Below are 25,549 nucleotides of genomic sequence, written 5' to 3'. Positions count from 1 at the left end.
CGCGGCACCCCCCGTCGCTATCATGGCGACATGACCGCGCCTTATACGCTGATCCTCCTCCGTCACGGCCAGAGCGAATGGAACAAGCTCAACCTCTTCACCGGGTGGGTCGACGTCCGCCTCTCCGATCAGGGCAAAGCCGAAGCGCACCGCGGCGGCGAGCTGCTCGCCGAGGCGGGGCTGCTGCCGGACGTCCTGCACACCTCGGTGCTCACCCGGGCCATCCAGACCGCGAACATCGCGCTGGACTCCGCCGATCGCGCGTGGATCCCCGTCAAGCGCACCTGGCGGCTCAACGAGCGTCACTACGGCGCGCTGCAGGGCAAGGACAAGGCTCAGACCCTCGAGGAGTTCGGCCAGGAGCAGTTCATGCTCTGGCGCCGGTCGTTCGACGTGCCGCCGCCCCTCCTCGCGGACGACTCCGAGTGGAGCCAGGTGAGCGACCCCCGCTACCAGGGCATCGACGGCGAGATCCCGCGCACCGAGTCGCTCAAGCTCGTCATCGATCGGTTCCTGCCCTACTGGGAGAGCGACATCGTCCCCGACCTGCGTGCCGGAAAGACGGTCCTCGTGACGGCGCACGGCAACTCGCTGCGGGGGCTCGTCAAGCACCTCGACGACATCAGCGACGCCGACATCTCCGAGCTCAACATCCCCACCGGCATTCCGCTGGTCTACCGCCTCGACGAGGACCTCAAGCCGCTCRCCCCGGGCGAGTACCTCGACCCGGAGGCCGCCGCCGCAGGTGCCGCCGCCGTCGCGAACCAGGGGGCCAAGAAGTAGCCCCGCGCCACACGTGAGAAGAGCGGATGCTCCCCCCGGGGCATCCGCTCTTCTGGTCTGCGAAGCGTCGCGCTACGCCGGCGAGGCCGGCAGGGCCGTCGCCGCTGCGGTCGGCCGGACGAACGAGTCGTCGCTGTCGGTGGTCCAGTCGCCGGTTGCGAGGTAGGTGACCTTCTTCGAGATCGAGACCGCATGGTCGGCGAACCGCTCGTGATAGCGGCTCGCGAGCGTGGCGTCGATCGTCGCAGCTGTCTCACCCTGCCAGCTGTCGGAGAGCACCTTCTCGAACACCGACACGTGGAGGTCGTCGATCTTGTCGTCCTCGTTGCGCAGCTCTTCGGCGATCGCGAGGTCCTGCGTGCGCAGCAGCTCGGTCAGCTTGCGGGCGACCTCGACGTCAAGCCGGCCCATCTCGGTGAAGGTGCTCTTGAGGCCCCGGGGGATGGCGCGCTCGGGGAAGCGCATGCGCGTGAGCTGGGCGATGTGCTCCGCGATGTCGCCCATGCGCTCGAGCGACGCGCTGATGCGCAGGGCGCTCACGACGATCCGGAGATCGCGGGCGACGGGCTGCTGGCGGGCGAGGATCTCGATCGCGAGCTCGTCCAGCGCGATGGCCTTCTCGTCGATGACGGCGTCGGACTCGATGACCTCTTCGGCCAGGGAGACGTCACTCGTGCCGAACGCGCGGGTCGCCTTCTCGATCGCGGTCGTCACGAGCTCGGAGATCTCGACGAGCCGATCCTGGACGTCCTCCAGCGACTGATGGAAAACTTCGCGCATTCGACACTCTTCCTCTCGGCGGCACGGGTCTCGGCAACCTCGGCGATTGTCGTCAGGGAAGGTTAACGAACGGTGCCGCGAGAGTGAATAGTAGCCCTCGCATGTGTCGGGCGGCCTCACTCGGCCGATCGGCATCGCCGTCGCCCCCCTACATTGGAGGACATGGATACGACGCAGCTCGCGCTGCTCGCCCTGCTCCTGGGCGCGGCGATCGGGAGCCTCGTCTCCATCGTCATCATGGCGTCGCTGCGTGCTCGCGACCGGCTGAACGCCGAGTCCTCCGAGGTCGTGCCCGTGGGCGTCGCGCACGTGCTCCACGGGATGGACGATGCGGCAGCCGTCGTCGACGCGTCCTTCACGATCCTCGCGGCCTCCGCTCAGGCGGCTCCTTTCGGGCTGGTCGAAGGGAGCGTGCTGCCGGGGGACGAGCTCAAAGCCGTCGCCAGGCGCGCCCGCAGCGGCGAGTCGGCCGCCACCGCGACCCTGCGGCTTCGCCGCGGTGCGCCGCCGGCCGAGCCGCGACTGGTCGTGGTGCGCGCCACGCGCATCTCTCCCCGCTTCTCCTTCCTCGTCCTTCGGGACATCACCGAGAAGGAGCGCGTCGAGCAGATGCGCCGCGACTTCGTCGCCAACACCAGCCACGAGCTGAAGACTCCCGTCGGGGCGGTGAGCCTGCTCGCCGAGGCGATCGAGTCGGCCGCTGACGACCCTGCGCAGGTCCGGATCTTCACGGCCCGGCTGTCCGCAGAAGCGGCGAGGCTCGCCGGTCTCACCTCGCGCATCATGAACCTCTCGAGGCTCCAGGCCGCCGACGAGCTGACGGTCGACCGCGAGGTGGCGGTCGACGAGATCGTCGCCTCAGCGCTGGAAGCCCACGCCATCCAGGCGGATTCGGCGAGCGTCACGGTCACACGCGGCGGCGCACGAGGTCTCTACGTGCGGGGCGACGCGCAGATCCTGAGCGAGGCGCTCGGAAACCTCATCTCCAATGCCATCGTCTACTCTCCCAGCGGCTCCAGCGTCGGAGTGGGGGTCAAGGCGACGGATCGCATCGTCGAGATCGCCGTCGCAGACCGGGGGATCGGCATCCCCGAAGGCGAGCAGGAGCGCGTGTTCGAGCGCTTCTACCGTGCCGACCAGGCGCGCTCGCGCCGGACCGGCGGAACGGGTCTCGGGCTCTCGATCGTCAAGCACGCCGTCCAGCGCCATGGCGGCGAGGTGACGCTGTGGTCGCGTCCCGGGCGCGGCTCGACCTTCACCATCCGGCTACCGCTCGTCGACGCGCCCGTCGCCGAGCCGCCTCGCAGCCGACGTAAGAAGAGTCGTGGGAAGTCCGCGCCGCGCCGCGCCGCTCCCACCGCGCCCACCCCTGTGAACGGAGACACCGCATGACCCGCGTCCTGATCGTCGAGGATGAACCCGACCTCGCCGACCCTCTCGCCTACCTCCTGCGACGCGAAGGGCACGAGGTCGAGATCGCGGAGGACGGCCCGAGCGCGCTCACCGCGTTCCGCGAGCGAGGCACCGACATCATCCTGCTCGACCTCATGCTGCCCGGGATGCCGGGCACCGAGGTGTGCCGCCAGATCCGGACGACCTCCCACGTGCCGATCATCATGCTGACGGCCAAGGACTCCGAAGTCGACATCGTCGTGGGGCTCGAGCTGGGCGCGGACGATTACGTCACAAAGCCCTACTCATCCCGCGAGCTGCTGGCGCGCATGCGCGCCGTCCTCCGCCGGCAGTCGTCGGCCGACGCAGACCTCGATGACCGGATCCTCACGGGAGGGCGCGTCACGCTCGACATCGACCGTCACACCGTGGCGGTCGGCGGCGCGGAGATCAGTATGCCGCTGAAGGAATTCGAGCTGCTTGAAGTGCTCATGCGCAACGCGGGGCGCGTCCTGACGCGCGGTCAGCTCATCGACCGGGTGTGGGGGACGGACTACTTCGGAGACACCAAGACCCTCGACGTGCATATCAAGCGCATCCGCTCACGGATCGAGGAGAGTCCGGGCGAGCCCGAGATGCTCGTCACGGTGCGTGGGCTGGGCTACCGCTTCGAAGGCTGAGCTCTCACCGAACGGAAGAACCCTCGACGTCCGACGTCGAGGGTTCTTTTCGTGGAGCGCGGGGCCTCGGCTCAGGGCACGAACTCCGAGAGATAGTCGAGTCCGCCGTCGAGGACCGGTACGGCGGCGTCGACGCCCTCCGAGTCGCCTGACTGGAAGTACACGAGCACATCGGAGCCCGCCTGCGCGTCGAGGCCTTCGATGAGCAGTGCGTCATCGGTGACGCCGAGACTCACCGTCGTGTTCGCGGGGACGCGCACGGTCTGGGAGATCGGGTCCTCCTCGCCGAACTCGAGCTTCAGCGTCTGGGATTCGTCGGTCGGGTTGATGATCGCGGCCAGGAAGTTGGCGTCCTCGCCCTTCTCGTCCGTGACCAGCAGCGCGTTGCGGATGAGCAGCGGACCCGAGTCGGGGATGTTCACACCGTCGGCGGGGGAGTACGGGAGCGTGGTGGCCTGAGTCGACAGCATGGCGCAACCGGTCGTGCCGAGCAGCAGGACGGCGCCGAGGGCGACCGACGCCATGACGCGCGACGTGCGCGCAGTGGGGGCCCCGCCGTTGGCGCGGTTAATCGAGAACACGGATCCTCCTGGGACGGATGACGGCATCCTTTGTATTCTAGGGGTTCGTCCCCCGCGCACCCGAGTGCGCCGGTCCCCGATCGTGGGCGGCGAACCTTAGCGTATGTTCGCCTGTGGTATCCTGGAGGTTGCCGAAAGGACATAACTGCATGCTTTTTGAGGTTGGCGAAACCGTTGTCTATCCGCATCACGGAGCGGCGACAATCGCAGAAGTGAAGACCCGAGTCATCAAGGGCGAAGAAAAGGTCTACCTCAAGCTCCGAGTCACTCAAGGCGATCTGACCATCGAGGTTCCGGCTGACAATGTCGACCTGGTCGGCGTGCGCGACGTGATCGGCAAAGAGGGACTCGAGCGCGTCTTCGACGTTCTCCGTGCGCCGTTCACCGAGGAGCCGACCAACTGGTCGCGTCGCTACAAGGCGAACCTCGAGAAGCTCGCTTCGGGCGATGTCATCAAGGTCAGCGAGGTCGTCCGCGATCTGTGGCGCCGCGACCAGGACCGCGGCCTGTCGGCCGGTGAGAAGCGCATGCTTGCGAAGGCACGCCAGATCCTGATCTCCGAGCTTGCGCTGGCTGAGAAGACCGACGAAGAGAAGGCCGGCGTCGTCCTCGACGAGGTCCTCGCCTCCTGACATCGACGCGCGACGGGTTGATGCCGAAAAGGCGTTGACGCGTCGCGCGTCATCTTCGAGCAGCCCGCGAAGCGTGCGTGCCGGCACCCTGTGACGGCATCCCACGCGGCTGAGGGCCGGTAGCGTGATCGCGTGAGCATCACGCCCGTGCCCCGGATCGCTGTCATCGTCGTCGCCGCAGGGTCGGGAACCCGACTCGGCGGCGGAGCACCCAAGGCATTCGTCGGGATCGACGAGCATTCGATCCTTCGCCATGCGCTGCGAGGTGTCTTCGCCGCCCCCGAGGCTCAGGTCGTCGTGGTTGCGCCGGCGGGTCGCGAAGGTGACGCGCTGACCGAGGCGATCGAAGCGGCCGGCGATCGTCGAGACCTGGTCTCGATCGCGACGGGCGGGTCGACCCGCCAGGAGTCCGTGCGGGCGGGTCTGCACGCCGTCTGGGCGGATGTCGACATCGTGCTGGTGCACGACGCCGCTCGCGCCCTCACGCCGCCCGAAGTCTTCGCGCGCGTCATCGCGGCGATCGATGCGGGCGCGGACGCGGCCATTCCCGTGCTGCCGGTGATCGACACTATTAAACGGCTGGACGGCGAGATGATCGTCGCCGCGGTGGATCGCTCCGAGCTCGCCGCCGCTCAGACGCCCCAGGGGTTCCGCAGGGCAGTCCTCGACTCGGCGTACGGCGGCGCCTCGGAGGAGTTCACGGATGACGCCGCCCTGGTGGCAGCAGCGGGCCACGACGTCGCGGCGGTCGTCGGGCACGACCGGGCCTTCAAGATCACGACGCCCCTCGACCTCGACCGCGCACGGGGGCTCGTCTCACCCATCGTCCCGGCATCCGCCGGCTTCTCCCGTGATCCTCAGGCTCCTCGAGTCGGGATCGGCACGGACGTGCACGCTTTCGGCGGTGAGGGCTCTCTGTGGCTCGCCGGACTCGAATGGCCGGGTGAGCCTGCTCTCTCGGGGCATTCAGACGGTGACGCGGTCGCCCACGCGATCGTGGATGCGCTGCTCTCGGCCGCGGGTCTCGGCGACATCGGCACCCACTTCGGCACGGACCGTCCCGAGTACGCCGCGGCCCATGCCGACGCGTTCCTCGCGCGCACGCTGGGTCTGCTCGGCGAGGCCGGCTGGCGCATCGGCAACGTGACCGTGCAGGTGCAGGCGAACCGGCCCCGGTTCGCAGCGCGGCGGGCGGAGGCCGAAGCGGCGCTGTCGGCGGCGCTGGGCGGGGCATCCGTCTCGGTCTCCGCCACCACGACGGACGGTCTCGGATTCACCGGAGCGGGCGAGGGCGTCGCCGCTTTCGCCGTGGCTCTCGTCCTGCCCGCGTGAGGCGTCGCGCTACAGCGTCCGGGTCATGAACATCGAGAACGGGTCGTGGGCGTATCCCTCGAAGGGCCCGCAGACGGTGAATCCCTCGCTCTCGTAGAGCCGCTGCGCGGGGGCAAAATCCGCCGACGTGCCCGTTTCGAGCCAGAGACTCGTCATGCCTCGGGCACGCGCTTCGCCCATGATGTGCCGCAGCAGAGCCCTACCGACGCCCGTGCCACGGAAGCCGTCGGCGACGCGCATCGACTTCAGCTCTCCACGCTCGGCGTCCAGTGCCTTCAGAGCTCCGATTCCGGCGATCGTCCAGTTCTCAATGGGGCTCCGCCCCAGAGCCCCGGCTTGCTGACGCGCGCCCTCAGTGGGGCTCCGCCCCACACCCCCGGCTTGCTGGCGCGCGCCCACCCACGCCGACCAGAACGTGATTGAGGGGTCGCGCAGCTTCTCCACGTCCAGTGCGTGGACGCTCTCCGCGGGCGAGAACTCGTGCATCCCCGACAGGTGAGCGGCCACGAGCGCCTGCGTCTCGGGCCGGGTGAGGTCGTCGATGCGGATCTCGATCGTCATGGACACGCGGTCATCCTTCCAGCGCGAAGGGGAGAGGGTCACGGGGCGAGCGGGAACCCCAGGCGAGGAGTGCCAGGCCGGCCGCGAGGACGGCGAGACCCGCGATCGCGAGCACGCTCAGCTGCTCGCCGAGGACGAGGATGCCGAGCAGGCTCGCGGTGAGCGGCTCGCCCAGGGTCAGCGTGGCGGCCGTCGCGGCCGTGAGCGCGCTGAGACCCCACGTGAACAGGACGTACGCGATCGAGATGGTGCCGATGCCGAGCCACAGCCCCATCGTGAGACCGGCGGTCGTCGCGAGCCACGAGAGGTCGACGAACGGCAGGACGACGAAGGCGATCACCGCGGAGCTCGCCCCCATGGAGCCGACGACGGTGAACGGATCCCAGCCATCATCGAGGAGGCGCCGCTGCGCATTGGCGATGATGGCGAACGACGCAGCAGCACCCAGCGATCCCATCAGCCCGACGGGGTCGGTGCCGCCGGACCCGGTCGCGTTGCCGCCCGCTCCGAGGAGGATCACTCCGACCGTCGCGAGCGCGGTCGCGACGACCCATGTGGCGCTCGGGGATCTGCGGGTGATGAGCCACTCGAGCAGACCCGCCATCACGGGTGCCGAGCCGAGGGCGATGACGGTGCCGACTGCGACGCCGTTGCGCTCGGTTCCGAGGAAGAACAGCGGCTGGTAGGTGGCGAGGCAGACGCCCGTCAGCACCATCAGTGCGAGCGGTCGGACGGCACCCTTCCCGCCCCGGAGAGACGGACGCGAGTGCGTCCCCGCATCCGCCCGGCGCGCCGCCCTCACTCGGTGGCGATGGGCCAGGGCGAAGGCGATGAGCGCCAGGCCCGTGCCGCCGATGGCGAGGCGCACGGCGCCGATGGCGAGGGGTGTCGCGTCGTCGGGGCCGAGCGCCTGGGACGTGCCCGTCGTCCCGAACAGGACGGCGGCGGCGAGGACCGCGAGGACGTGGAGCATGTCCTCTTTCTTACTTCATGTCCGCCGAGTCGCCGGACCGGGCTGCGCCGACGCGGGCGCCGCGAGGCCCGCGACGCAACAGGGTCCGCACAGGGGTGCCCCGGTAGGCTGGTGCAGTGACGGTCCGGCTCTATGACACCAAGGCGCAGCAGCTGCGCGACTTCGTGCCCCTGGACCCCCAGAACGTCACGATCTACGTCTGCGGACCGACGGTGCAGTCGGGTCCGCACATCGGGCACCTCCGGGGTGCGCTGAGCTTCGACATCCTTCGTCGCTGGCTGGCCCACCGCTATGGGCGCGTCACCTTCGTGCGCAACGTCACCGACATCGACGACAAGGTGCTCGCCAACGCCACACCGACCGAACCCTGGTGGGCTCTCGCGTATCGCACCGAGCTCGAGTTCAGCCGGGCGTATGCGGCGATCGGCATCCTGTCGCCGACGTACGAGCCGCGCGCCACCGCGTCGATCACCCAGATGCAGGAGATCATCTCCCGCCTGATCGAGGCGGGGCATGCATACCCCGCGGCGGGGGACGTCTATTTCGACGTGCGGTCCTGGCCCGCGTACGGCTCGCTCACCCGGCAGTCGCTCGACGCGATGGAGCCGGCCGAGGACGCCGATCCGCGCGGCAAACGCGACCCGCGTGACTTTGCGCTGTGGAAGGGCTCGAAACCGGAAGAGCCGTCGTCAGCGTCCTGGGACTCGCCCTGGGGCGCCGGACGGCCCGGGTGGCACATCGAGTGCTCCGCGATGGCGCGCCGCTATCTCGGCCAGGAGTTCGACATCCATGGCGGCGGGCTCGACCTGCGCTTTCCCCACCACGAGAATGAACTGGCGCAGTCCACGGCAGCCGGGGATCCGTTTGCGCGCTACTGGGTGCACAACGGTCTCGTGACCGTGGGCGGTCAGAAGATGTCCAAGTCTCTGTTCAACTTCATCCTCGCCGAGGACGTCCTCCGCGAGCGCGACCCGCTCGTCGTCCGCTATGCGCTCGCCGCCGCCCACTATCGGTCGAGCCTCGACATCTCCGCGTCGTCGTTCGATGAGGCGGAGTCGGCGCTCGATCGCATCCGGACGTTCCTCAGTCGCGCCGCACGCACTCTCGCGAGCGGCAACGGCGATGTGCGGATCGAGGCGTCCGTTCCTGACCGCTTCGCCGCCGCCCTGGACGATGATCTCGGAGTGCCGCAGGCTCTCGCGGTGATCCACGAGACGGTCCGCGACGGCAACGCCGCCCTCGACGCGGGGGAGCACGACAGCGTGCTGCGCGCCTTCGGCGAGGTCGCCGTGATGACGGGGATCCTCGGGATCGACCCGGAGGATCCGCGCTGGGCGCGCGATGCAGCGGGGCCCGAGGTGGCCGCCCTCGACGCACTCGTACAGACCATGATCACCCAGCGCGCACACGCGCGCGCTGCCAAGGACTGGGCAGCAGCCGATCGCATCCGCGACGCCGTCGCCGCTGCCGGCATCGCGCTGGAGGACAGCGCGACCGGCACGCGTTGGAGCATCGAGCGCGCCCCAAGCAAGGAGAACTGATGGCAGGCAAGCCAGGGCGTCCCGGCGCCAGCAAGGGCGGCAAGGGTCCCACGAAGGGCTCGGGCGGCAAGAACAAGCGATCGCTCGAGGGGCGCGGACCCACCCCGAAGGCGGAGGACCGCGCCTGGCACCCGGCCGGCAAGCGGAAGGCGGCCCAGGAGCGCTACGCCGCCGCCGGCGGCAAGGGCGGCGCGAACGCCAAGCCCGGCCAGGGTTCCAACCCCAACCGCGGCGGGCGCTCCAAGCAGACCGACGACACCGAGACGGTCACCGGCCGCAACTCGGTGCTCGAGGCGCTCCGCGCGAAGATCCCCGCGACGGCGTTCTACATCGCCCAGCGGGTCGAGATGGACGACCGCGTCAAGGAGATGCTGTCGATCGCGACCCACCGCGAGATTCCGGTCCTCGAGGTCACGCGCCCCGAGCTCGATCGCATGGCGGGCTTCGACGGCGTGCACCAGGGAGTCGCGCTCAAGGTGCCGCCCTACGAGTACGCGCACCCGCAGGACCTGCTCGAGCAGATCGTGGATGCCGGTCAGACGCCGCTGCTCGTCGCCCTCGACGGGGTGACGGACCCGCGCAACCTGGGCGCCATCATCCGGTCCACGGCCGCATTCGGCGGGCAGGGGATCATCATCCCCCAGCGGCGTTCCGCAAGCGTCAACTCCGCAGCGTGGAAGACGAGCGCGGGTGCTGCCGCGCGCATCCCCGTCGCAATCGCGCCGAACCTCACGTCCACCCTCAAGGAGTTCAAGAAGCAGGGCGTGTTCGTCCTCGGACTGGACGGGGGAGGGGATGTCGAGCTCCCCGCCCTGCAGCTCGCCGACCGTCCGGTGCTCATCGTCGTCGGCTCCGAAGGCAAGGGCCTCTCCAGGCTTGTGACCGAGACCTGCGACCAGGTCGTGTCGATTCCGATCTCGGGGGCCACCGAGTCGCTGAACGCGGGAATCGCGGCATCCGTCGCCCTGTACCAGGTCTCGACCATCCGAGCCGCGGCCGGAGGCTGATCCATACGCGGGAATGAATCCCCGCGCCCGACGCTTCCCTCTCGAAGACCCCGTCGAAAGGAACACCATGGCTCGTATCGCCGTCATCGGAGGAACCGGCTACGCCGGACGCCACATCGTCGCCGAGGCGGTGGAGCGCGGCCACACGGTCGTATCGGTTGCGCGCTCGATCCCCGGGGAGCGGGTGCCGGGCGTGACCTACGTCGAGGGCACTCTGCTCGATGCGCCGAGCCTCGTCGCCGAGCTTCAGGGCGTGGACGTCGTCATCTCGACGGTGCCGGCGCGCGGTGACATGGAGGGCCTCGTGCGCCCGGCGGTGGCCGAGCTGGTCGCGGAGCTTCCCGAGACCGTCCGCGTCGGCGTGATCGGCGGGGCGGGCGGAAGCCTCTCTGCGCCCGGAGGTCCGCGCGTCGTAGACCTGCCCTCGTTCACCGAGGAGTACAAGCCCGAGGCGTTCGAGGCGATCGGCATCCTCGAAGACCTCGAGGCGACCCCCGCATCGCGCGACTACTTCTACATCCACCCCGCCGGTGGCTTCGGGGTCTGGAACCCGGGCGAGCGTACGGGGGAGTACCGCGACGGCGGCGATGTCATCGTCACCGACGACGCGGGCCAGTCGTACATCTCGGGGCCCGACCTGGCTGTCGCGGTCATCGACGAGATCGAGAACCCGCGGCACCGGCGCGAGCGGTTCACCGTCGGGTATTGATGAGAGGCGGGTCAATGCGAGCGCAGCCCGCGGTGACGCGCCTCGGAATCAAGATCGAGTAGCGAGCCTGCGCGCGTATCGAGATCCGACGAGGACGGATGCCGCGCCCGGCGCGGCATCCGCTCGTCGAATCGAGGGGATCGGCTGCGCCGAGGACCGGCTCAGACCAGATCCCGCCAGTCGACGCCTTCGTCGTCCTCGATGAGGGGGAGGGCATCGGTGTCGAGCGGAAGCGACATGCTCTCGGTGGGCGGCCCCATGAGCGTCGCCTCGTCGCGGCGGTGGCTGAGCACCTCATCCATGTAGCTCGTCAGGGCCTCCGCGAGCGGGATGGAGCGTCCGCGCGCCTGTGAGGCGTACCAGCGGTGCTCGAGCAGCTGGTGGTAGACCTCGGCGGGTTCGAGCTTGGAGCGAAGGTCGAACGGCACCGCCCTGACGACCGGCTCGAAGACGCGGGTGAGCCATTCATGGGCGGCCATCTCCTCGTCGTCGAGGCGTGAGACGCGGGCGCGGAACTCGTCAAGATCGTTGAGGAGCCGGCGCGCCTGGTTCTCTTCGACATCGAGCCCAGTGAGTCGCAGGAGGCGGCGCTGGTGGTGGCCGGCGTCGACGACCTTCGGCTGGATGGAGACCTGGGTGCCGTCCGGGGTCGCGACGATCGACATCTCGCCGATGTCGAAGCCGAGCTCGTTGAGGCGCTGGACGCGCTCGGTGAGGCGCCAGGCTTCGGCGGCCGAGAACGACTCGCGGTCGGTGAGGGCGCCCCACAGCGAGTGGTACGCCGACATGATGCCGTCGGCGATCGCGACGGCATCGACGCCGCCCTCGAGGCGCCCGCCCGCCTCGAGGTCCATGACCTCGCCGGCGATGTTGGTGCGGGCGATGTCGAGGTCGTGGGCGCGCTGGCCGGGGGTCAGTCCGCCCTCGTGGAGCTCGCCCGTCTCGGCGTCGACGAGGTAGGCGGCGAAGGCGCCGGCGTCACGCCGGAACAGGGTGTTCGACAGCGAGACGTCGCCCCAGAAGAAGCCCACGTTGTGCAGTCGCACGAGCAGCACGGCGAGCGCATCGACGAGGCGATTGGCGGTGTCGGGCCGCAGCACCTGCGTGAAGAGGGCGCGATAGGGCAGGGAGAACTTCAGGTGCGCCGTCACCAGAGCAGCCGGAAGCGGCTCGCCGGCGGCATCCTTGCGTCCGGCGATGACCGCCACCCGCTCGACGCAGGGGGCGTCCAGTCGATGCAGGTTGCCGAGCATGTCGTACTCGCGGCGAGCCATCTCCTCCGTCGTCTCTTTGATGGCGACGACGCGGCCCGAGAGGTTGGCGAACCGCACGAGGTGTCGGGAGAGGCCCTTGGGGAGGAAGACGATGTGGTTGCTGGACCACTCGGCGAGCGGCGTCGACCAGGGGAGGGTCAGCAGGCCGGGGTCCACCGAGCTGGCGGTGATGCTCAATGCGTCAGGCACGTCACTCCCTGGGAACAGCGCAACGGCGCGGGGAGAACTGGTCCCACCCGCGCCGTTGCGACGATGCTGACTAGACGCCCGAGACGACCGGCTTGTCGTTGAGGCGCTCGCCCGACTCGACGTCGAACGCGTGCACGTGACCCGCAGTGGCGGCGAGCGTGACCGTCTCGCCGGCGTTCGGGTGGTTGCGGCCGTCGACGCGCGCGACCAGGTCGGTGCGCTTGCCGGCGATGTCGGTGTGGCCGTACAGGTAGCCGTCAGCGCCGAGCTCCTCGACGAGGTCAACGACCACCGAGAGGCCCTTGCCGTCGGAGGGGCCGACGACGATGTCCTCCGGGCGCACGCCGACGGTGACCTGGCTGCCGTTGGCGCGGCCGACGGTGTCGCGGTCGAGCGGCACGGTCTCGGTGCCGAACAGCACGCCACCCTCGGCGAGGTCCGCCGGGAACAGGTTCATTGCGGGGGAGCCGATGAAGCCGGCCACGAACACGTTGTTCGGCTTCTCGTACAGGTCGCGCGGAGTTCCGACCTGCTGGAGCAGGCCGTCCTTCAGCACGGCGATGCGGTCACCCATGGTGAGGGCCTCGGTCTGGTCGTGCGTGACGTAGACCGTCGTGACGCCGAGGCGGCGCTGCAGCGACGCGATCTGTGTGCGCGTCTGGACGCGGAGCTTGGCGTCGAGGTTCGACAGCGGCTCGTCCATGAGGAACACCTGCGGCTGGCGGACGATGGCGCGACCCATGGCGACACGCTGACGCTGGCCACCCGAGAGGGCCTTCGGCTTGCGGGTGAGGTACTCCTCGAGGTCGAGAAGCTTCGCGGCCTCGAGGACCCGAGCAGCGCGCTCCTCCTTGCCGACGCCGGCGATCTTGAGCGCGAAGCCCATGTTCTCGGCAACGGTCATGTGGGGGTACAGCGCGTAGTTCTGGAAGACCATCGCGATGTCGCGGTCCTTCGGCGGGACGTCGGTGACGTCGCGGTCGCCGATGAGGATGCGGCCGGCGTTGACCTCTTCGAGGCCGGCCAGCATGCGCAGCGACGTGGACTTGCCACAGCCGGAGGGGCCGACGAGGACCAGGAACTCGCCATCGGCGACTTCGAGGTTGAGCTTGTCCACAGCGGGGCGCGTGCCCCCGGGGTACAGGCGGGTTGCGTTGTCGAACGTGACGGACGCCATGTTTTCTTCTCCTTCACCGGCAGGTACGTGCCGGACGATCCGTAGTGATGGATGAGCGGGGGCTTTTCCCGCAGCCCTTCGTCGGGCGTATCTCTCAGTATGACATGACTACCTGGGCGTCCTATGCGGGCGGGTTCCGCGGCTTGCGGATGCCGCTCCCGCAGGCGGAGTCCGAGCCTCCGTCTGGGTATTTCCCAGCCTGCGTGATTAGCATCGTCAGCGGTCGCGTCCACCTGCGGCCGGGCCGTACGGCTATCCCGCCCCCCAGAAGGTTTCATGTCGAGCGACGACGAGTCACAGAGTGCGCCACCCACGAGCGATCGCCGTGGAGCGGTGCGCGAGAAGGCGATTCAGGTCCAGGCGAAGCAGTCGCGGGCGCGACTGATCCGCACGTCGGCCATCGCCGTCGCTGTCGCCGCCATCGTGGCGGTCACGGCCATCGTGGTGACGATGACCGTCGGGTCGGCGGCATCCAAACCCCTGCTCGACCCGGCGAACGTGACCGATGACGGGATCGTCGTGACATCGGTCGCCGGCACGGGCATCGCGGACAGCACGGGCGACATGGGAGAAGCAGGCCAGACCGCGGCTCCGTCCGAGACGCCGGTCCCGGATGCCTCTGCGACGAAGGCGCCCGCGGTGGACATCCGCGTCTATGTCGACTACCTGTCGCCGGGCTCGCGCGAGTTCCAGCTCGCCAACGCACCGCAGCTGTCGGCCTGGGTGACGCAGGGCGCCGCCCAGCTCTCGTACTATCCGGTCGCGATGCTCACGTCCAAGTCCAACGGGACCAAGTACTCGCTTCGCGCCTCCAGCGCCGCGGCCTGTGTGGCGACGCACTCTCCCGACACCTTCTTCGCCTTCACCCATGCGCTCCTCGAGCAGCAGCCCGACGTCGACACCGAGGGCCTGGCAGACACCGAGCTGGCCGACCTGGCCATCGCGTCCGGAGCGTCGTCGCCGAAGGTCGTGCGCGCGTGCATCGAGGAGGAGGACTTCGCCGGGTGGGCGAAGTCGGCCACGGACCGGGCGCTTGCCGGCATCCCGGGCACCGATGACGTCACGCTGACGGGCACGCCGATGATCCTGGTGAACGGAACGCCGTACGTGGGGGCACTGGACGACCCCGCGGAGTTCTCTCAGTTCGTGCTCACGATCGCGAGCGACAGCTACTACAAGACGGCGAGCCCCACGCCGACTCCGTGAGCCGGTGAGTCGGCCGGGCGGCCCCGGCTAGACTTGACGCTCTGCCGACCTGGCGCAATTGGTAGCGCACCTAACTTGTAATTAGGGGGTTACGGGTTCGAGTCCCGTGGTCGGCTCCAGAATGGCCGTGCGGCCGGGTCTTTTCATACTCGGTGATCGGCAGCTGCCGACGGATGCCCCGGCTGTTCGCCGGCCGGGGCATCCGTCGGCTGCGATCAGCCGCGATCCGACCCCATCGCGGTCTTCATGGCGACGTCGTGCAGGCGCTCGAGCGCGTCGGCGCCGTCCAGTCGGCTCCACGCAGTCGCGGAGGCCTCGAGGGTGACGGCGAGCCCGAGCGCGTAGTCGACGTCGAACTCCTCATTCGCGGTGCGCCACGGGTGCGGGTCGGGCTCGGGCGGGAACGGGATCGGCGGCCAGCGGCGCGGGGGCGGGCAGATGTCGTCGCCGGGCTCGAACGCGATCTTCAGCATGTGGGCCGTTGCGGCGGTCTGCACGACCTGCCTCCCCACGGCTGCACCGTATCGGAACGCCGGCGGGAGCGGCTGGGGGTTGAGTGCGACCGCATCGATGCGGCTCCGGAGCCCGCCCGGACCGGCTGGCCCACCGCCGACGATCTCCCAGATCTGCGGGTACTTCCGCGCGATGATCGCGATGAGGCTGGTGTTCAGTGCCATGATCTTCTCCTTTTCGCCGCTGGGGGAGCGGCCCCTGACCCGCACGTGACGGGCACTTGCGAAGAGGAGCGTGCGGGCGCCCTGATACATCGACCCAGACATCGGCGACCCATCTGAACCGGCTTCGTCTTCCCCAGACAACGTCCGCGGACTCGTCGGAGAAAGTTGACGTGTCGGAGAGTTCCGACGTAAGATCGCTTCCATGGCCCACGACGTGTTCAGCGCTCTGGCAAACCCTGTTCGCCGCGACATTCTCGCTGAGCTGGCGTCCGGACCGAAGTCGGTGAACGAGCTGGCCGGCCTCTTCGAGATCGGCCGGCCAGCGGTGTCGGAGCACCTTCAGGTGCTTCGAATGGCAGGGCTCGTGACGGCGGAGCATGTCGGCCAGCAGCGTCACTACCACCTGCAGGGGGCGCCGCTGGCCGAGGCCGCCGAGTGGCTCGCACCATTCGAGAAGTTCTGGAACGCACGATTGCGCGCGCTGCGCGACGTGCTCGATGAGGAGGACAAATGACCAACCTGAGGGCAATCGAGTGCGAGGAGTTCCTGCCGCATCCACCCGCCGCCGTCTGGCGCGCCATCACGACGCCGGAGATCATCGCGAAATGGTGGGCGAACGCCGCAGACCTCCGTCCGGTGGTCGGGCACCCGTTCACGATCGATATGGACCGCTGGGGCGTGCAGCAGTGCCGGGTGCTCGAGGTCGAGGAGGGACGACTCCTGCGCTACACGTTCAGTGAGGGCGTGCTCGATTCCACCTTGACGTGGCGCATCGAGCCGGAGGGCACGGGGACCCGACTCTTCCTCGTGCACGACGGCCTGGATCAGGATTCGCCCATCGGACGGGCCGCCCTTGAAGGCATGGGCCGGGGGTGGCAGGACGTGCTCGGGCGCATCTCGCACGTGATCGCGGCAGCCGGTGTCGACACCGTCTGAGGAGGAGCCGAGGCTCCGAGCCTGGAGTGAGGAACTGCGTCGCGTGCACGACCGGCTGCGGCAGGCATTGCGACTCACGCGTGGTGCGTTCGACGAGGGAGGCGACGTGCAGCGGGCCTCTCGCGAGCTGCTGCTGTACTGCCACGGCTTCTGCGTGGCGCTCGATGACCATCACCGGGCGGAGGACCGCACCCTGTTCCCCGCCATCGAGGCGGCAAACCCGCAGCTGGAACCTGTCCTGCGCGCCCTTCAGCAGGACCACTCGATGATCGCGCACCTGCTGGGCGGCTTGCGTGAGGCGACCGACGCGGGCGCATCACCCGATGAGCTGGCCCGTCACGTGGAAGGTCTCGCCGCGATCATGGAGAGCCATTTCCGCTATGAAGAGCGAAGCCTGCTGGCCGTTCTTGAAACATTGCAGCTCGATGCGCTCGCCGCACAGGCTCTGGGTTCGATCTGACCATTCCATCGGCGGAACGAAACTGCATAACGCGCCGGCGGCGGGAAATCAACCGTGGTCGGCCCATCTTCGGGGAGCGGTTGAATGTCGGCATGGACAGAATTCACTACGCGGGCGACTCGATTCTGACCGGCACCGAGATAGCCCGTGCACTTCTCGAGTACGCGCAGGCCCTCGCCGTCGCGGGAACGTCGGCGACAGTCGACATCCCCATCGTGAATGAAGCGGACGGGTCGATCGGCCGCTCCGAACTGCTGATCGGGCCGGCGAGCCAACTGATCTCCGACACCGAGGAGTCGCCGTACGACGACGTCCTGGATCCGGATCTGGTCACCCGCATGTATGACGAGGCGGCACGGCTGCGCCGGCACGGATCGCACGTTCCCAGCGCGGTGACCGCCGTCGACGACGGCGAGCCCATTCCGGACTTCGATCTCTGAACGGGACGGCGGGGAGGGCCCAGTGGCGTTGTCAAGCACCTGGGGTGCGGCGTCCGCTCGAGCAAGGATTCCCCCAGACGAAGGGATGATCAGATGAACGACCGCGCCCCGCACCACCGCCACTCGGACGACGCACGAGCCGACGACGATCTGCCGACCGATGCGGTCACGGACGAGGTCCGAGAGGATGCTGCACAGAGCGAAGTCGATGCCGCCACCGACGGGTCCGAGGCGCCGGACGCAGCGAGCGACTGACGGACGCGATCAGAGCGCGACGAGCTCGACGTCACCCAGTCGCCCATCCGCGACGACCGCCGTCATCATCGTGCACACGGGCTGCCGCCGCCTGTCCGTCGGAGAACCGGGGTTGAGCAGTCGCATGCCCCGCGGCGTCACCGTGTCCCACGGGATGTGGCTGTGGCCGAACACCAGAACATCGACCTCGGGGTAGGCAGCGTCCATTCGCAGCTCACGCCCTCGGGCCTGCCCGGTCTCGTGCACCACCGCGAACCGAAGACCCTCGATCGTCAGCTCTGCGACCTCAGGCAGCCGGTCTCTCAGGTCTGCAGCGTCATTGTTGCCCCACACTCCGAGCACGTCCGAGTGCTGCTCGAGTTCATCGAGAACGGTTGCCGCGACCCAGTCACCGGCATGAATCACGAGGTCCGCGTTGTCGGCGGCTCTGAGGAGCGCATCCGGCAGCCGGCGAGCGCGTCCAGGGATATGCGTGTCGGAGATGAGAAGAAGCCGCGTCGCCATGTCGCCATTGTGCCCGGGTCGAGCCGGGAGGCGCAGTGACACGGGAGCCGTGGGACGGGAGCGGGCGCGGACAGCGCAAGACGAAGCCCCCGCGCGACTCGGTCGGCGGGGGCTCGTTTGGGTATTTCAATGACTGTGGCTGCTCATAATCAGTCCTTCCCTAGGGAACAATGCGAACCTACCCACCGAGCGGCGTTCTGACAATGGCACGCACGGCACCCGCCGGATTCTCCTCACTGCCGTCCGAGCGCTCGGCGGCCTGCCGCGGTCATCCGTCCCTCAGACTCCAGTCGGTCCGCGATGATCCGGTTTCGATCCGAAGTCGTGCCGATGGCTCGCCGGGGAGTGAACTTCTGCAGGTACGACCCCCCGTCGAGAGCGCGCCGGGTGCTTTCGCTCCAGCCGTAGGCGATGCCGGCCTCCAAGAGCTCATGGAAGCTCACCGAGGGCACCGCACTGTTCGCTTTCGACAGCCGCACCCACACCCCGGGATGGGTCGCGTGATGGTGATCGAGCCACGCCCATAGCTGCTCCGCGGAGGCAAAGGAAACGGTTTCGAACTCTTCAGACACGTCTCAGCCAGAATACTGACATGGGTCTGCATCGGGTCGGCGTTGATGTCGGCAGCTAGGCCGGTGCTCGGCATCCTCGGCGCCGGGAGGTTCGGTCTGGTGCTCGCGCGACTCTCCGTGCGCGCCGGATATCGGGTGCTCATCGCCGGATCCGGCGACCCCGGACGAATCGCGCTGCCGCGGGATGTCGCCGACAACGGCGCGGTCCCGACGTCCGCCGGCGCCGTGGCCGAGCAGGCCGACATCGTCGTTCTTGCACTCCCGCTCAGCAGGTTCCGCCAGATCCCCGCCGACGCGCTCGCGGGCAGACTCGTGATCGACGCGATGAACTACTGGTGGACTGCGGACGGCGCCCTCCCGGAATTCACGGACCCGCTCACATCGAGCAGTGAAGTGGTGCAGCGCCATCTGCGAGGGTCGAGGGTCGTCAAGGCGTTCAATCACATGGGCTACGAAGACCTCGAGGACGAGGCGCGGCCGCGCGGACAGCCGGATCGCAAAGCCATCGGCGTGGCGGGGGACGACTCCGACAGCGTCGATCTCGTGGCGGGCATCGTCGATGACCTGGGCTTCGATCCGGTCCGCGTGGGGCGGCTGGCCGAGGGCGTGCGGCTCGAGCCCGGGACGGAGCCGTTCGGCGCGGACGTGGATGCGGCGGAACTCCAGTCGATGATCGACGACTTTCCCCGGTCCCAGCGCGGGCTTCGCCGAGCGGCGGCGTCCGCCGCCCGGACTTGGGCTGAGTCCGGCGGCTAGCAGCCCGACGGTCTGCGCAGAGCGTCGCGCGGTGGGATCCGCGGGGGCCGGTGCCCGGACCGAGCCTCAGGCGGGCTCGGTGGTGCGAATGAGGCCGCAGTTGACGCACGACCATGCGACGAGGAACTTCTCGTCGTCGAGGATCTCGAACTTCAGCGGGTCCCCGCAGGTCGGGCAGACCCACGGCTCCGTGACACGCACCTTCACAGCTTCAGCCTAGATCGAGGAGGTTCGTCGGACCGCGGGATGGCGGCGCCGTCAGAGAACGCTGTGCGCGACCTGTGCATCGGTTCCCGAACAGGGTGATCCACAAGCGGGGGGGGGGGTAACGTGGAAACCCACCCCGGCCTCGTTGCCAAGGAGCAGAAGCTCACGCTGGGGAGATCATCCTAGGAGCGTCATGCTCGTCAACAAGGTTCGCTTCGACGGACAGACATTTCTTCTCGAGCCCGACCAGGACGTCGACGAGACAAAGGCCGCCATCGTCGCGGCGGTGCGCGAAGGTTCGGACTTCGTCGATTTCCGAACGATCGGCCACGGCACGATCTCGCTCCTCGTGACGCCATCGGTGCCGGTCCGCTTCGAGGTGATCGAGCGTACCGAGGAGCAACTCGAACGCCTGGAGCTCGACCCGCCGCCGTTCGACGAAGCCCTCTGGTTCGAGCACGGCTTCTGAGGACCCCCGCCCCCAGGCCCGGTTAGCGCGTCGGCGCCGCTCCTTCAACCCCATCGGTGCTTCGCCATCTCTGGTCGGACACTGGCCTCCGAACGACTGAGGAGGTCCGACATGGCTGAACAGCCCGGAAACCAGACGCCCAACACGCCCGATGTGAGTGAGACGGAGCTGCGCGACCTGAAGGTCGACGAGCTTCGCGAGAGGGCGAGGGATGCCGGCATCCCCGGCGTCTCCACGCTGAAGAAGGAAGAGCTGGTCGACGCGATCTCGCAGCAGTCGAGAGGTGGCGGTTCGAGCTCTCGAGACGGCGACAGCACCGACGGCGACCTCGGTGCGGGACCCGACGAGGGTCGCGTCCGCCAGGGGCCTGAAGCATCCCGATCCCTCGAATACTCCCAGGAGGTGACTTCCACCGACGAGGAGCCAGAGCGTGAGGGAAGGAGTCTCGCCACGACGCATCACGAGGTCATCCGCGAATGGGCAGAGGCCAGAGGCGGACGGCCCGCGACCGTCGAGGGAACCGAGCACGGTGACCACCTCGGTGTGCTGCGGTTCGACTTCGGCGACCCCACCGATCGGCTGCGTGAGGTGAGCTGGGAGGAGTGGTTCGCGACGTTCGACGATCGGCGGCTGAACTTCATCTACCAGGAGACGCGTTCGGACGGCCGCCAGTCGAACTTCTTCCGGCTCGACAACCCGAACCGCGAAGACGGCTGACACCCTCCGGATGCAGGTGCCCCTGCGCCTCATCGTGCTGGCAGGGTGCGAGATCGGCCTCCCGCACGGCGATTCGGCGTTGCGAACGCGTTCCGACGCGCCACGGAGGAGCATCCGTGAGTAGAGTGCCGCCATGAGCACCGTGGTGGTCTACGTCAACGGCGGCCGATTCGAGCTGGGGCGCGCGTACGTGGCTGAGGATGTGGTTCGACAGCTGTCCAGCCCGCGTGGCGAGCGGCTTCGCTTCACGCTCAGCAGCGGGGGCTCGGTCAGCTTCGGGGTGACCCCTGGCCTCGCCTGGGCCGTCGAGGAAGTTCCCTAGCGCCAGAGTGAGCCGCTTCCCCCTCTGGGGAACGCCCGCTCGAGCGGTGCGGCATATCCGTTCGGCGACGCTCGCGCAAGGGGGCCACCCCAGCACCGCCGTGTCCGTAGATTTCTAAGACGCCTTCACGCGGTCAGCACCCGCGTGAGCCCGAGCCCTCGCCGACCGGCCACCACCCGCCATGATGGTGCCATCGATTCTCCCGTCGAGGCAGCCGGAATGGACGCGCCGTGACCAGGAATGAGTGCCATGACAGACATGACGAACCGCACCGCAGCCGTGATCTACAACCCGGTCAAGGTTGATCTCGAATCGCTGCGCGCAGTGGTGGATGCCGAGGCCGGCGCCGCGGGATGGGCGCCGTCGACCTGGTACGAGACCACCGAGGAAGATCCAGGGCAGTCGGTGTCGAAGCAGGCGATGGAAGATGGAGCCGACATGCTCATCGCCGCCGGCGGTGACGGGACTGTGCGCGCGGTGGCCGAGGCGGCTCGCGGCACGGGCACGAGTGTCGCGCTGCTCCCATCCGGTACCGGAAACCTGCTGGCTCGCAACCTCGAGCTGACGCTCGACGACGTTCCGGATTCTGTGCGCGCGGCCTTCACCGGCGTCGATCGCCCGATCGACCTCGGCGTCATTCAGATCGAGCGCGAAGACAAGAGCCGATCCGAGCACGTGTTCGTCGTCATGGCCGGCATGGGCATCGACGCCAAGATGATCGAGAACACCGACGAGGACCTCAAGGCGAAAGCCGGGTGGGCCGCCTATCTCAAGGCGATCGTGGCGTCGTTGCGCGACCCGAACGAGCTTCACATGCGCTTTCAGCTCGACGACGGCAAGCCCAAGCGGGCGACTGTCCACACCGTGATCCTCGGCAACTGCGGTTCTCTCCCGGGCAATGTCCTGCTGTTGCCCGACGCGGTCCTCGACGACGGTCTGCTCGACCTCATGCTGATGCGGCCGGGCGGGGCGCTCGGATGGATCCGGGTCTGGCTCAAGGTGGCGTGGGTGAACGGCATCCTCCGTCGCACCAAAGCCGGACGCGCGGTGGCCGGAGAGCACGAGAACGACGGAGACCTGCACTACGAGACCACCAAGCGGTTCGTGGCGCGGCTCTCGCGGCCCGACGAGATCGAGCTGGACGGCGACACGTTCGGCAAGGCGGCGGCATTCAACGCCTGGATCGAACCAGGAGCCCTCACCGTCCGCGTGCCTGCAGGAGAGTGAGCGCAGAAGGACAGGTCAGAGCACGCGCGCAAGGCTCCGGGCGGCCGCCAGGGGATCGGGCCCCACGGGGATCATGACCGACGACGTGACGCCTGCGGCCCCGAGCTCCTGAACCCGCGCGGCCACGGTCGACGGTGTGCCGGCGAGCGCGAGCTGCGCCACCCATTCGTCGGGCAGCCGCTCGACGAACTCCGAGCGCGTGCTCGACCGGGCGCGCAGGGCGGCGAAGTCCTCTGCGAACGGGAGCGGCGCGATGTGCGGCGCCCAGTCGGACTCGCCGATCCATTCCAGCCCCGGTCGCGCGATGGCCAGTGCCTCGGCATCCCGATCCGCGATGGCCGCGACGTTGTAGGCGACGATGCGGTGCGGACGTGCGCCGGCGATCTGATCGAGCGCGGCGCGCACGTACTCGGGGGTCGCCGGCTCAGCGAGCACGGTGCCGTCCGCGATCCGTCCCGACACCGCAAGCGAGCGCGGACCCCGCACCCCGAGCAGGATGTCGGGCACGACGGCAGGGCGCGCTGAAGGATCGAGTGCGACGTCGCGCAGCACGACCCGGCCATCGGCGGTGACGGTCTCGCCGGCGAGGAGTGCCTTCAGCGCGAGGACGTGCTGCTCGAGGAACTGCAGCGGCCGCTCCGGCCAGGCGCCGACATCGCGGAGGAACCCCGGCATCCCATGCCCGATCCCGATGTCGAGCCTGCCCGGGAACAGCTGGGCGACGGTAGCGAGCTCCATCGCCTCGAACGCCACGTTGCGGACCGCGGCGGGAAGGATGCCGATCCCCACGCGGATGCGCGTCGTGCTCGCCAGCACCGCGGCAGCCTGCGCGATGCCACCCCGGAAGGCCAGGTCTTCGACGACCCAGAGCTCGTCGAATCCGAGGTCCTCGACCAGCCGCGCGAAGTCGAGGACGCGGGCGGCGTCGAGGTCACGCGGAAGCATGATGCCGTGGGCGGGGGTGGGCATGGCTCTCCTTGCGGGGCGGTGATGAGGCGGCCTCGACGCTCTGGGGCGGCGCCGATGCTGCGGCAGGCAGGCCGTCACGCTCGCGTGCGAAATGCCGGGCCGTCAGCAGGGCCACTGTCACTCTGGCATGCGGGCGCGTGCCGGCAGGCAGACACACCCGGATCGGGCGGGTGCCGGCGTTCGCGGGCCGCGGCGATCGTCGGGCAGGATGGACGGATGCCTCGCCATCGCCTGCCCGCCTGGCTCGCCGTGGGCGGCGCGGTGATGGTCGGCGTGCTCACCGCGACCCAGGCGCGCATCAATGGCTCGCTCGGCCTCGCATTCGGCGATGGCCTGGTCGCCGCGCTCGTCTCGTTCGGCTCCGGCCTCGTCGTCCTCGCCGTCCTCGCGATCGTGCTGCCCGACGGACGTGCGGGGCTCGCGCGGCTGTCGCGCGGCGTCAGGCGCGGCAGCGCGCCAGGAGCAGGCCGGCGCCGACGCAGCATCCCGTTCTGGATGCTCCTCGGCGGCGTCGCCGGCGCTCTCACCGTCGCCACACAGGGACTCACTGTGGCCACAATCGGCGTGGCGCTGTTCACGGTCGGCGTCGTGGCGGGCCAGACGGTGAACGGGCTCGTGCTCGACAGGGTCGGCTACGGACCGGCCGGGGTCGTTGCGGTCACGATGGGACGCGTGACGGGTGCGGCTCTGGTGCTGCTCGCGGTCGTGCTGTGCGTCGCGGGCGAGGGACTCGCGTCGGTGCCGTGGTGGATGCTGCTGATGCCGTTCCTCGCCGGAGTGGGCATCGCCTGGCAGCAGGCCACGAACGGCCGGCTGCGGCAGGCGGTGGAAAGCCCCCTGGCCGCAACGCTCGTGAACTTCTTCGTGGGCACCGTCGTGTTGGGGGTGGCCACCGCGGTCCACCTCTCGCTGGACGGGCCGCCTCCTCGCGTGCCGACCCAACCGCTGCTGTACCTGGGCGGGTTGGTCGGGGCGCTCTACATCTTCCTGTCGGCGGCGCTCGTCCGGCACACCGGGGTGCTGCTCCTCGGTCTCGGCTCGGTCGTGGGCCTGCTCGCGGCATCGGTGGTCCTGGACGCTGTGTGGCCGCCGCTGTCCGGTCCGTCACAGGCTGCTGCGCTCGCCGCCGTGCTCGTCGCCTTGGCGGGTGTGGCGGTCGCCGTCATCCCGTGGCGGCGGCGACGCGCCGTCGGCTGAGGCCAGGATGCTGCTGCCGAGGCCCCCATCAGGCCTTGGCGGCCGGCATCCGGCTGACGAACTTCGACGCGTCGAGCGGTTTGCGGTGTCCGCCGCCCCGTGACCGCGGGGGCTTTCCGCCTACATAGAGCCACCCGAGCAGCTCCTCGTGCTTATCGAGGCCGTGCGCCTTCGCGACGGCCTTGCTGCGCGTGTAGCCTCCCGTCCGCCAGAACACGCCCCAGCCGGCTTCGTCCAGCAGCAGGCTCAGCATGTGGGCGACACCGGAGGCGACGGCCTCCTGCTCCCACCCGGGAACCTTCGAGCTCTTGCGGTGGCTCACGACCACGGCGAGAAGGAGGGGCGCGCGCAGCGGCTTCGTCGAAGCCCCCTTGTGCCCCTCGGCCTTGTTGATGGCTCGACCCAGCGCCCTGCGGTCATCGCCGCGCAGCTCGATGATCCGCCAGGGCTTGAGCGACGAGTGATCGGCGACGCGACCCGCCGCCGAGACGAACCGCAGCAGCTCGGCGTGCGTGGGTGCGGTATCGGTGACCTTCGACCACGACCGGCGTGAGCGGGCCGCCTCCAACGCACCGCTCATTCGCTGGCGGTGAAGTCGAGGGCGATCGAATTCATGCAGTACCGGTCGCCGGTCGGGGTGCCGAACCCGTCGGGAAAGACGTGGCCGAGGTGCGACCCGCAGTTGGCGCAGCGCACCTCGGTGCGGACCATGCCGTAGGCGTTGTCCTCGATGAGCTCGACCGCCTCGGGGCGGATCGACTCGTAGAAGCTCGGCCAGCCGCAGTGCGAATCGAACTTCGTCCCGCTCTGGAACAGCTCGCTGCCGCACGCCGCGCACGTGTAGAGGCCGGCCCGGTGCTCATCGAGGAGCTCTCCGGTCCACGGGCTCTCGGTCGCTGCTTCGCGAAGCACCGCATACTGCTCGGCGCCCAGCTCTTCGCGCCATTCCTCGTCGGACTTGTCCACTGCGTAGGTCATGACTGCTCCTTCTCACTTCCATTCAACCCGAGGTTCGCCGTCCGCC

33 protein-coding genes and 1 tRNA gene are annotated in these 25,549 nt (G+C 69.0%); 21 read left to right on the top strand and 13 right to left on the bottom strand.

What is annotated here, in order from left to right:
- The first annotated feature begins 30 nt into the window (after positions 1-30).
- A complete protein-coding gene (locus AC1DP3_RS05280) occupies positions 31-783 on the top strand; it encodes a phosphoglyceromutase (protein ID WP_477292019.1) in 753 nt (250 codons plus the stop codon).
- Between the two features lie 72 nt (positions 784-855).
- On the opposite strand, the gene phoU is transcribed toward AC1DP3_RS05280, so the two are convergent.
- Positions 856-1,563: a phosphate signaling complex protein PhoU gene (gene phoU, locus AC1DP3_RS05275; protein WP_477292017.1), complete on the bottom strand. Its 708-nt coding sequence runs from the start codon at positions 1,561-1,563 to the stop codon at positions 856-858.
- A gap of 162 nt (positions 1,564-1,725) precedes the next feature.
- Here phoU and AC1DP3_RS05270 point away from each other — a divergent pair, with 162 nt between their 5' ends.
- Positions 1,726-2,955: a sensor histidine kinase gene (locus tag AC1DP3_RS05270; RefSeq protein ID WP_477292015.1), complete on the top strand. Its 1,230-nt coding sequence runs from the start codon at positions 1,726-1,728 to the stop codon at positions 2,953-2,955.
- Positions 2,952-3,635, top strand: coding sequence for a response regulator (locus AC1DP3_RS05265; RefSeq protein ID WP_477292013.1), 684 nt, complete (start codon positions 2,952-2,954; stop codon positions 3,633-3,635). Before AC1DP3_RS05270 ends, AC1DP3_RS05265 begins: the two co-directional genes overlap by 4 nt.
- 71 nt (positions 3,636-3,706) lie before the next feature.
- On the opposite strand, the gene AC1DP3_RS05260 is transcribed toward AC1DP3_RS05265, so the two are convergent.
- Entirely contained in the window at positions 3,707-4,216 is a 510-nt protein-coding gene (locus tag AC1DP3_RS05260) for a DNA modification methylase (protein ID WP_477292011.1), read from the bottom strand.
- Between the two features lie 149 nt (positions 4,217-4,365).
- Between AC1DP3_RS05260 and AC1DP3_RS05255 the strand changes: the two genes are divergently transcribed.
- A complete protein-coding gene (locus tag AC1DP3_RS05255; protein ID WP_477292009.1) occupies positions 4,366-4,848 on the top strand; it encodes a CarD family transcriptional regulator in 483 nt (160 codons plus the stop codon).
- 132 nt (positions 4,849-4,980) lie between these two features.
- Positions 4,981-6,180: a 2-C-methyl-D-erythritol 4-phosphate cytidylyltransferase gene (gene ispD / locus AC1DP3_RS05250; RefSeq protein WP_477292007.1), complete on the top strand. Its 1,200-nt coding sequence runs from the start codon at positions 4,981-4,983 to the stop codon at positions 6,178-6,180.
- Positions 6,181-6,189: 9 nt separating this feature from the next.
- Here ispD and AC1DP3_RS05245 read toward each other — a convergent pair whose 3' ends face one another.
- Both AC1DP3_RS05245 and AC1DP3_RS05240 read right to left on the bottom strand, forming a co-directional pair.
- Positions 6,190-6,741, bottom strand: a complete 552-nt coding sequence (locus tag AC1DP3_RS05245; RefSeq protein WP_477292342.1) for a GNAT family N-acetyltransferase — start codon at positions 6,739-6,741, stop codon at positions 6,190-6,192.
- Positions 6,742-6,751: 10 nt separating this feature from the next.
- Positions 6,752-7,714, bottom strand: coding sequence for a DMT family transporter (locus AC1DP3_RS05240; protein ID WP_477292005.1), 963 nt, complete (start codon positions 7,712-7,714; stop codon positions 6,752-6,754).
- A gap of 116 nt (positions 7,715-7,830) precedes the next feature.
- Between AC1DP3_RS05240 and cysS the strand changes: the two genes are divergently transcribed.
- The 3 genes from cysS to AC1DP3_RS05225 all read left to right on the top strand — a co-directional run bounded on the left by cysS (position 7,831) and on the right by AC1DP3_RS05225 (position 10,971).
- Complete coding sequence (gene cysS, locus AC1DP3_RS05235) at positions 7,831-9,255, top strand: cysteine--tRNA ligase (protein WP_477292003.1); 1,425 nt, start codon at positions 7,831-7,833, stop codon at positions 9,253-9,255.
- The gene (gene rlmB, locus AC1DP3_RS05230) at positions 9,255-10,262 is read left to right on the top strand and encodes a 23S rRNA (guanosine(2251)-2'-O)-methyltransferase RlmB (RefSeq protein ID WP_477292001.1); all 1,008 of its coding nucleotides are present in this window, start codon (positions 9,255-9,257) and stop codon (positions 10,260-10,262) included. Before cysS ends, rlmB begins: the two co-directional genes overlap by 1 nt.
- Before the next feature lie 67 nt (positions 10,263-10,329).
- Positions 10,330-10,971, top strand: coding sequence for an NAD(P)-dependent oxidoreductase (locus AC1DP3_RS05225; protein ID WP_477291999.1), 642 nt, complete (start codon positions 10,330-10,332; stop codon positions 10,969-10,971).
- Between the two features lie 161 nt (positions 10,972-11,132).
- Here the strand turns inward: AC1DP3_RS05225 and AC1DP3_RS05220 are convergent, their stop codons facing one another.
- Both AC1DP3_RS05220 and AC1DP3_RS05215 read right to left on the bottom strand, forming a co-directional pair.
- Positions 11,133-12,434 (bottom strand): DUF4032 domain-containing protein, encoded by a 1,302-nt coding sequence (locus tag AC1DP3_RS05220; RefSeq protein WP_477291997.1) that lies wholly within the window; start codon positions 12,432-12,434, stop codon positions 11,133-11,135.
- A 70-nt stretch (positions 12,435-12,504) separates the two neighbouring features.
- Positions 12,505-13,611, bottom strand: a complete 1,107-nt coding sequence (locus AC1DP3_RS05215; RefSeq protein ID WP_477291995.1) for an ABC transporter ATP-binding protein — start codon at positions 13,609-13,611, stop codon at positions 12,505-12,507.
- Positions 13,612-13,887: 276 nt separating this feature from the next.
- Between AC1DP3_RS05215 and AC1DP3_RS05210 the strand changes: the two genes are divergently transcribed.
- Positions 13,888-14,817, top strand: a complete 930-nt coding sequence (locus tag AC1DP3_RS05210) for a DsbA family protein (protein ID WP_477291994.1) — start codon at positions 13,888-13,890, stop codon at positions 14,815-14,817.
- 43 nt (positions 14,818-14,860) lie between these two features.
- Positions 14,861-14,936 (top strand) — tRNA-Thr (locus AC1DP3_RS05205).
- A 96-nt stretch (positions 14,937-15,032) separates the two neighbouring features.
- On the opposite strand, the gene AC1DP3_RS05200 is transcribed toward AC1DP3_RS05205, so the two are convergent.
- Positions 15,033-15,494, bottom strand: a complete 462-nt coding sequence (locus tag AC1DP3_RS05200) for a hypothetical protein (RefSeq protein WP_477291992.1) — start codon at positions 15,492-15,494, stop codon at positions 15,033-15,035.
- A 202-nt stretch (positions 15,495-15,696) separates the two neighbouring features.
- On the opposite strand from AC1DP3_RS05200, the gene AC1DP3_RS05195 reads away from it, so the two are divergent.
- From AC1DP3_RS05195 to AC1DP3_RS05175, 5 genes are all read left to right on the top strand, one after another.
- The gene (locus AC1DP3_RS05195; RefSeq protein ID WP_477291990.1) at positions 15,697-16,008 is read left to right on the top strand and encodes an ArsR/SmtB family transcription factor; all 312 of its coding nucleotides are present in this window, start codon (positions 15,697-15,699) and stop codon (positions 16,006-16,008) included.
- Positions 16,005-16,430, top strand: coding sequence for an SRPBCC family protein (locus AC1DP3_RS05190; protein ID WP_477291988.1), 426 nt, complete (start codon positions 16,005-16,007; stop codon positions 16,428-16,430). Before AC1DP3_RS05195 ends, AC1DP3_RS05190 begins: the two co-directional genes overlap by 4 nt.
- Positions 16,414-16,890: a hemerythrin domain-containing protein gene (locus tag AC1DP3_RS05185; RefSeq protein WP_477291986.1), complete on the top strand. Its 477-nt coding sequence runs from the start codon at positions 16,414-16,416 to the stop codon at positions 16,888-16,890. Before AC1DP3_RS05190 ends, AC1DP3_RS05185 begins: the two co-directional genes overlap by 17 nt.
- Before the next feature lie 92 nt (positions 16,891-16,982).
- A complete protein-coding gene (locus tag AC1DP3_RS05180) occupies positions 16,983-17,330 on the top strand; it encodes a hypothetical protein (protein ID WP_477291984.1) in 348 nt (115 codons plus the stop codon).
- A 93-nt stretch (positions 17,331-17,423) separates the two neighbouring features.
- Positions 17,424-17,585 carry a hypothetical protein gene (locus AC1DP3_RS05175; protein ID WP_477291982.1) on the top strand — a complete coding sequence of 54 codons (162 nt, stop codon included), beginning with the start codon at positions 17,424-17,426 and terminating at the stop codon, positions 17,583-17,585.
- A 9-nt stretch (positions 17,586-17,594) separates the two neighbouring features.
- Here AC1DP3_RS05175 and AC1DP3_RS05170 read toward each other — a convergent pair whose 3' ends face one another.
- Together AC1DP3_RS05170 and AC1DP3_RS05165 are read right to left on the bottom strand one after the other, a co-directional pair.
- Complete coding sequence (locus AC1DP3_RS05170; protein WP_477291980.1) at positions 17,595-18,089, bottom strand: metallophosphoesterase family protein; 495 nt, start codon at positions 18,087-18,089, stop codon at positions 17,595-17,597.
- Between the two features lie 233 nt (positions 18,090-18,322).
- A complete protein-coding gene (locus AC1DP3_RS05165) occupies positions 18,323-18,661 on the bottom strand; it encodes a YdeI/OmpD-associated family protein (RefSeq protein WP_477291978.1) in 339 nt (112 codons plus the stop codon).
- A gap of 45 nt (positions 18,662-18,706) precedes the next feature.
- On the opposite strand from AC1DP3_RS05165, the gene AC1DP3_RS05160 reads away from it, so the two are divergent.
- Positions 18,707-19,417, top strand: a complete 711-nt coding sequence (locus AC1DP3_RS05160) for an NADPH-dependent F420 reductase (protein WP_477291976.1) — start codon at positions 18,707-18,709, stop codon at positions 19,415-19,417.
- Between the two features lie 66 nt (positions 19,418-19,483).
- Here AC1DP3_RS05160 and AC1DP3_RS05155 read toward each other — a convergent pair whose 3' ends face one another.
- Positions 19,484-19,624: a hypothetical protein gene (locus tag AC1DP3_RS05155; RefSeq protein ID WP_477291974.1), complete on the bottom strand. Its 141-nt coding sequence runs from the start codon at positions 19,622-19,624 to the stop codon at positions 19,484-19,486.
- A 193-nt stretch (positions 19,625-19,817) separates the two neighbouring features.
- Here AC1DP3_RS05155 and AC1DP3_RS05150 point away from each other — a divergent pair, with 193 nt between their 5' ends.
- From AC1DP3_RS05150 to AC1DP3_RS05135, 4 genes are all read left to right on the top strand, one after another.
- The gene (locus tag AC1DP3_RS05150) at positions 19,818-20,093 is read left to right on the top strand and encodes a hypothetical protein (RefSeq protein WP_477291972.1); all 276 of its coding nucleotides are present in this window, start codon (positions 19,818-19,820) and stop codon (positions 20,091-20,093) included.
- A gap of 111 nt (positions 20,094-20,204) precedes the next feature.
- A complete protein-coding gene (locus tag AC1DP3_RS05145) occupies positions 20,205-20,810 on the top strand; it encodes a Rho termination factor N-terminal domain-containing protein (protein WP_477291970.1) in 606 nt (201 codons plus the stop codon).
- 133 nt (positions 20,811-20,943) lie between these two features.
- Complete coding sequence (locus AC1DP3_RS05140; protein ID WP_477291968.1) at positions 20,944-21,132, top strand: hypothetical protein; 189 nt, start codon at positions 20,944-20,946, stop codon at positions 21,130-21,132.
- A 249-nt stretch (positions 21,133-21,381) separates the two neighbouring features.
- Positions 21,382-22,359 (top strand): diacylglycerol/lipid kinase family protein, encoded by a 978-nt coding sequence (locus tag AC1DP3_RS05135; protein WP_477291966.1) that lies wholly within the window; start codon positions 21,382-21,384, stop codon positions 22,357-22,359.
- 15 nt (positions 22,360-22,374) lie between these two features.
- Here the strand turns inward: AC1DP3_RS05135 and AC1DP3_RS05130 are convergent, their stop codons facing one another.
- Entirely contained in the window at positions 22,375-23,328 is a 954-nt protein-coding gene (locus AC1DP3_RS05130; protein WP_477291964.1) for an LLM class flavin-dependent oxidoreductase, read from the bottom strand.
- 216 nt (positions 23,329-23,544) lie between these two features.
- On the opposite strand from AC1DP3_RS05130, the gene AC1DP3_RS05125 reads away from it, so the two are divergent.
- The gene (locus AC1DP3_RS05125; RefSeq protein ID WP_477291962.1) at positions 23,545-24,525 is read left to right on the top strand and encodes a DMT family transporter; all 981 of its coding nucleotides are present in this window, start codon (positions 23,545-23,547) and stop codon (positions 24,523-24,525) included.
- 28 nt (positions 24,526-24,553) lie between these two features.
- Here AC1DP3_RS05125 and AC1DP3_RS05120 read toward each other — a convergent pair whose 3' ends face one another.
- Together AC1DP3_RS05120 and msrB are read right to left on the bottom strand one after the other, a co-directional pair.
- On the bottom strand, positions 24,554-25,105 hold the full coding sequence (locus AC1DP3_RS05120) for a nitroreductase family protein (RefSeq protein ID WP_477291960.1): 552 nt from the start codon (positions 25,103-25,105) through the stop codon (positions 24,554-24,556).
- Positions 25,102-25,503, bottom strand: a complete 402-nt coding sequence (gene msrB, locus AC1DP3_RS05115; RefSeq protein ID WP_477291958.1) for a peptide-methionine (R)-S-oxide reductase MsrB — start codon at positions 25,501-25,503, stop codon at positions 25,102-25,104. The genes AC1DP3_RS05120 and msrB overlap by 4 nt, the downstream gene beginning before the upstream one ends.
- Between the last annotated feature and the right edge of the window lie 46 nt (positions 25,504-25,549).

This window comes from Microbacterium sp. P5_B6 (assembly GCF_056400345.1).
This window is presented reverse-complemented; position numbering and strand designations above follow the sequence as displayed.

Excerpts from the sequence above, each read along its gene's own strand:
- phoU (WP_477292017.1), bottom strand. The coding sequence starts at position 1,563 with ATGCGCGAAGTTTTCCATCAGTCGCTGGAGGACGTCCAGGATCGGCTC.
- AC1DP3_RS05270 (WP_477292015.1), top strand. The coding sequence starts at position 1,726 with ATGGATACGACGCAGCTCGCGCTGCTCGCCCTGCTCCTGGGCGCGGCG.
- AC1DP3_RS05265 (WP_477292013.1), top strand. The coding sequence starts at position 2,952 with ATGACCCGCGTCCTGATCGTCGAGGATGAACCCGACCTCGCCGACCCT.
- AC1DP3_RS05255 (WP_477292009.1), top strand. The coding sequence starts at position 4,366 with ATGCTTTTTGAGGTTGGCGAAACCGTTGTCTATCCGCATCACGGAGCG.
- AC1DP3_RS05245 (WP_477292342.1), bottom strand. The coding sequence starts at position 6,741 with ATGACGATCGAGATCCGCATCGACGACCTCACCCGGCCCGAGACGCAG.
- AC1DP3_RS05240 (WP_477292005.1), bottom strand. The coding sequence starts at position 7,714 with ATGCTCCACGTCCTCGCGGTCCTCGCCGCCGCCGTCCTGTTCGGGACG.
- rlmB (WP_477292001.1), top strand. The coding sequence starts at position 9,255 with ATGGCAGGCAAGCCAGGGCGTCCCGGCGCCAGCAAGGGCGGCAAGGGT.
- AC1DP3_RS05225 (WP_477291999.1), top strand. The coding sequence starts at position 10,330 with ATGGCTCGTATCGCCGTCATCGGAGGAACCGGCTACGCCGGACGCCAC.
- AC1DP3_RS05215 (WP_477291995.1), bottom strand. The coding sequence starts at position 13,611 with ATGGCGTCCGTCACGTTCGACAACGCAACCCGCCTGTACCCCGGGGGC.
- AC1DP3_RS05210 (WP_477291994.1), top strand. The coding sequence starts at position 13,888 with ATGTCGAGCGACGACGAGTCACAGAGTGCGCCACCCACGAGCGATCGC.
- AC1DP3_RS05200 (WP_477291992.1), bottom strand. The coding sequence starts at position 15,494 with ATGGCACTGAACACCAGCCTCATCGCGATCATCGCGCGGAAGTACCCG.
- AC1DP3_RS05195 (WP_477291990.1), top strand. The coding sequence starts at position 15,697 with ATGGCCCACGACGTGTTCAGCGCTCTGGCAAACCCTGTTCGCCGCGAC.
- AC1DP3_RS05190 (WP_477291988.1), top strand. The coding sequence starts at position 16,005 with ATGACCAACCTGAGGGCAATCGAGTGCGAGGAGTTCCTGCCGCATCCA.
- AC1DP3_RS05180 (WP_477291984.1), top strand. The coding sequence starts at position 16,983 with ATGGACAGAATTCACTACGCGGGCGACTCGATTCTGACCGGCACCGAG.
- AC1DP3_RS05175 (WP_477291982.1), top strand. The coding sequence starts at position 17,424 with ATGAACGACCGCGCCCCGCACCACCGCCACTCGGACGACGCACGAGCC.
- AC1DP3_RS05170 (WP_477291980.1), bottom strand. The coding sequence starts at position 18,089 with ATGGCGACGCGGCTTCTTCTCATCTCCGACACGCATATCCCTGGACGC.
- AC1DP3_RS05160 (WP_477291976.1), top strand. The coding sequence starts at position 18,707 with ATGTCGGCAGCTAGGCCGGTGCTCGGCATCCTCGGCGCCGGGAGGTTC.
- AC1DP3_RS05150 (WP_477291972.1), top strand. The coding sequence starts at position 19,818 with ATGCTCGTCAACAAGGTTCGCTTCGACGGACAGACATTTCTTCTCGAG.
- AC1DP3_RS05145 (WP_477291970.1), top strand. The coding sequence starts at position 20,205 with ATGGCTGAACAGCCCGGAAACCAGACGCCCAACACGCCCGATGTGAGT.
- AC1DP3_RS05140 (WP_477291968.1), top strand. The coding sequence starts at position 20,944 with ATGAGCACCGTGGTGGTCTACGTCAACGGCGGCCGATTCGAGCTGGGG.
- AC1DP3_RS05135 (WP_477291966.1), top strand. The coding sequence starts at position 21,382 with ATGACAGACATGACGAACCGCACCGCAGCCGTGATCTACAACCCGGTC.
- AC1DP3_RS05130 (WP_477291964.1), bottom strand. The coding sequence starts at position 23,328 with ATGCCCACCCCCGCCCACGGCATCATGCTTCCGCGTGACCTCGACGCC.
- AC1DP3_RS05125 (WP_477291962.1), top strand. The coding sequence starts at position 23,545 with ATGCCTCGCCATCGCCTGCCCGCCTGGCTCGCCGTGGGCGGCGCGGTG.
- AC1DP3_RS05120 (WP_477291960.1), bottom strand. The coding sequence starts at position 25,105 with ATGAGCGGTGCGTTGGAGGCGGCCCGCTCACGCCGGTCGTGGTCGAAG.
- msrB (WP_477291958.1), bottom strand. The coding sequence starts at position 25,503 with ATGACCTACGCAGTGGACAAGTCCGACGAGGAATGGCGCGAAGAGCTG.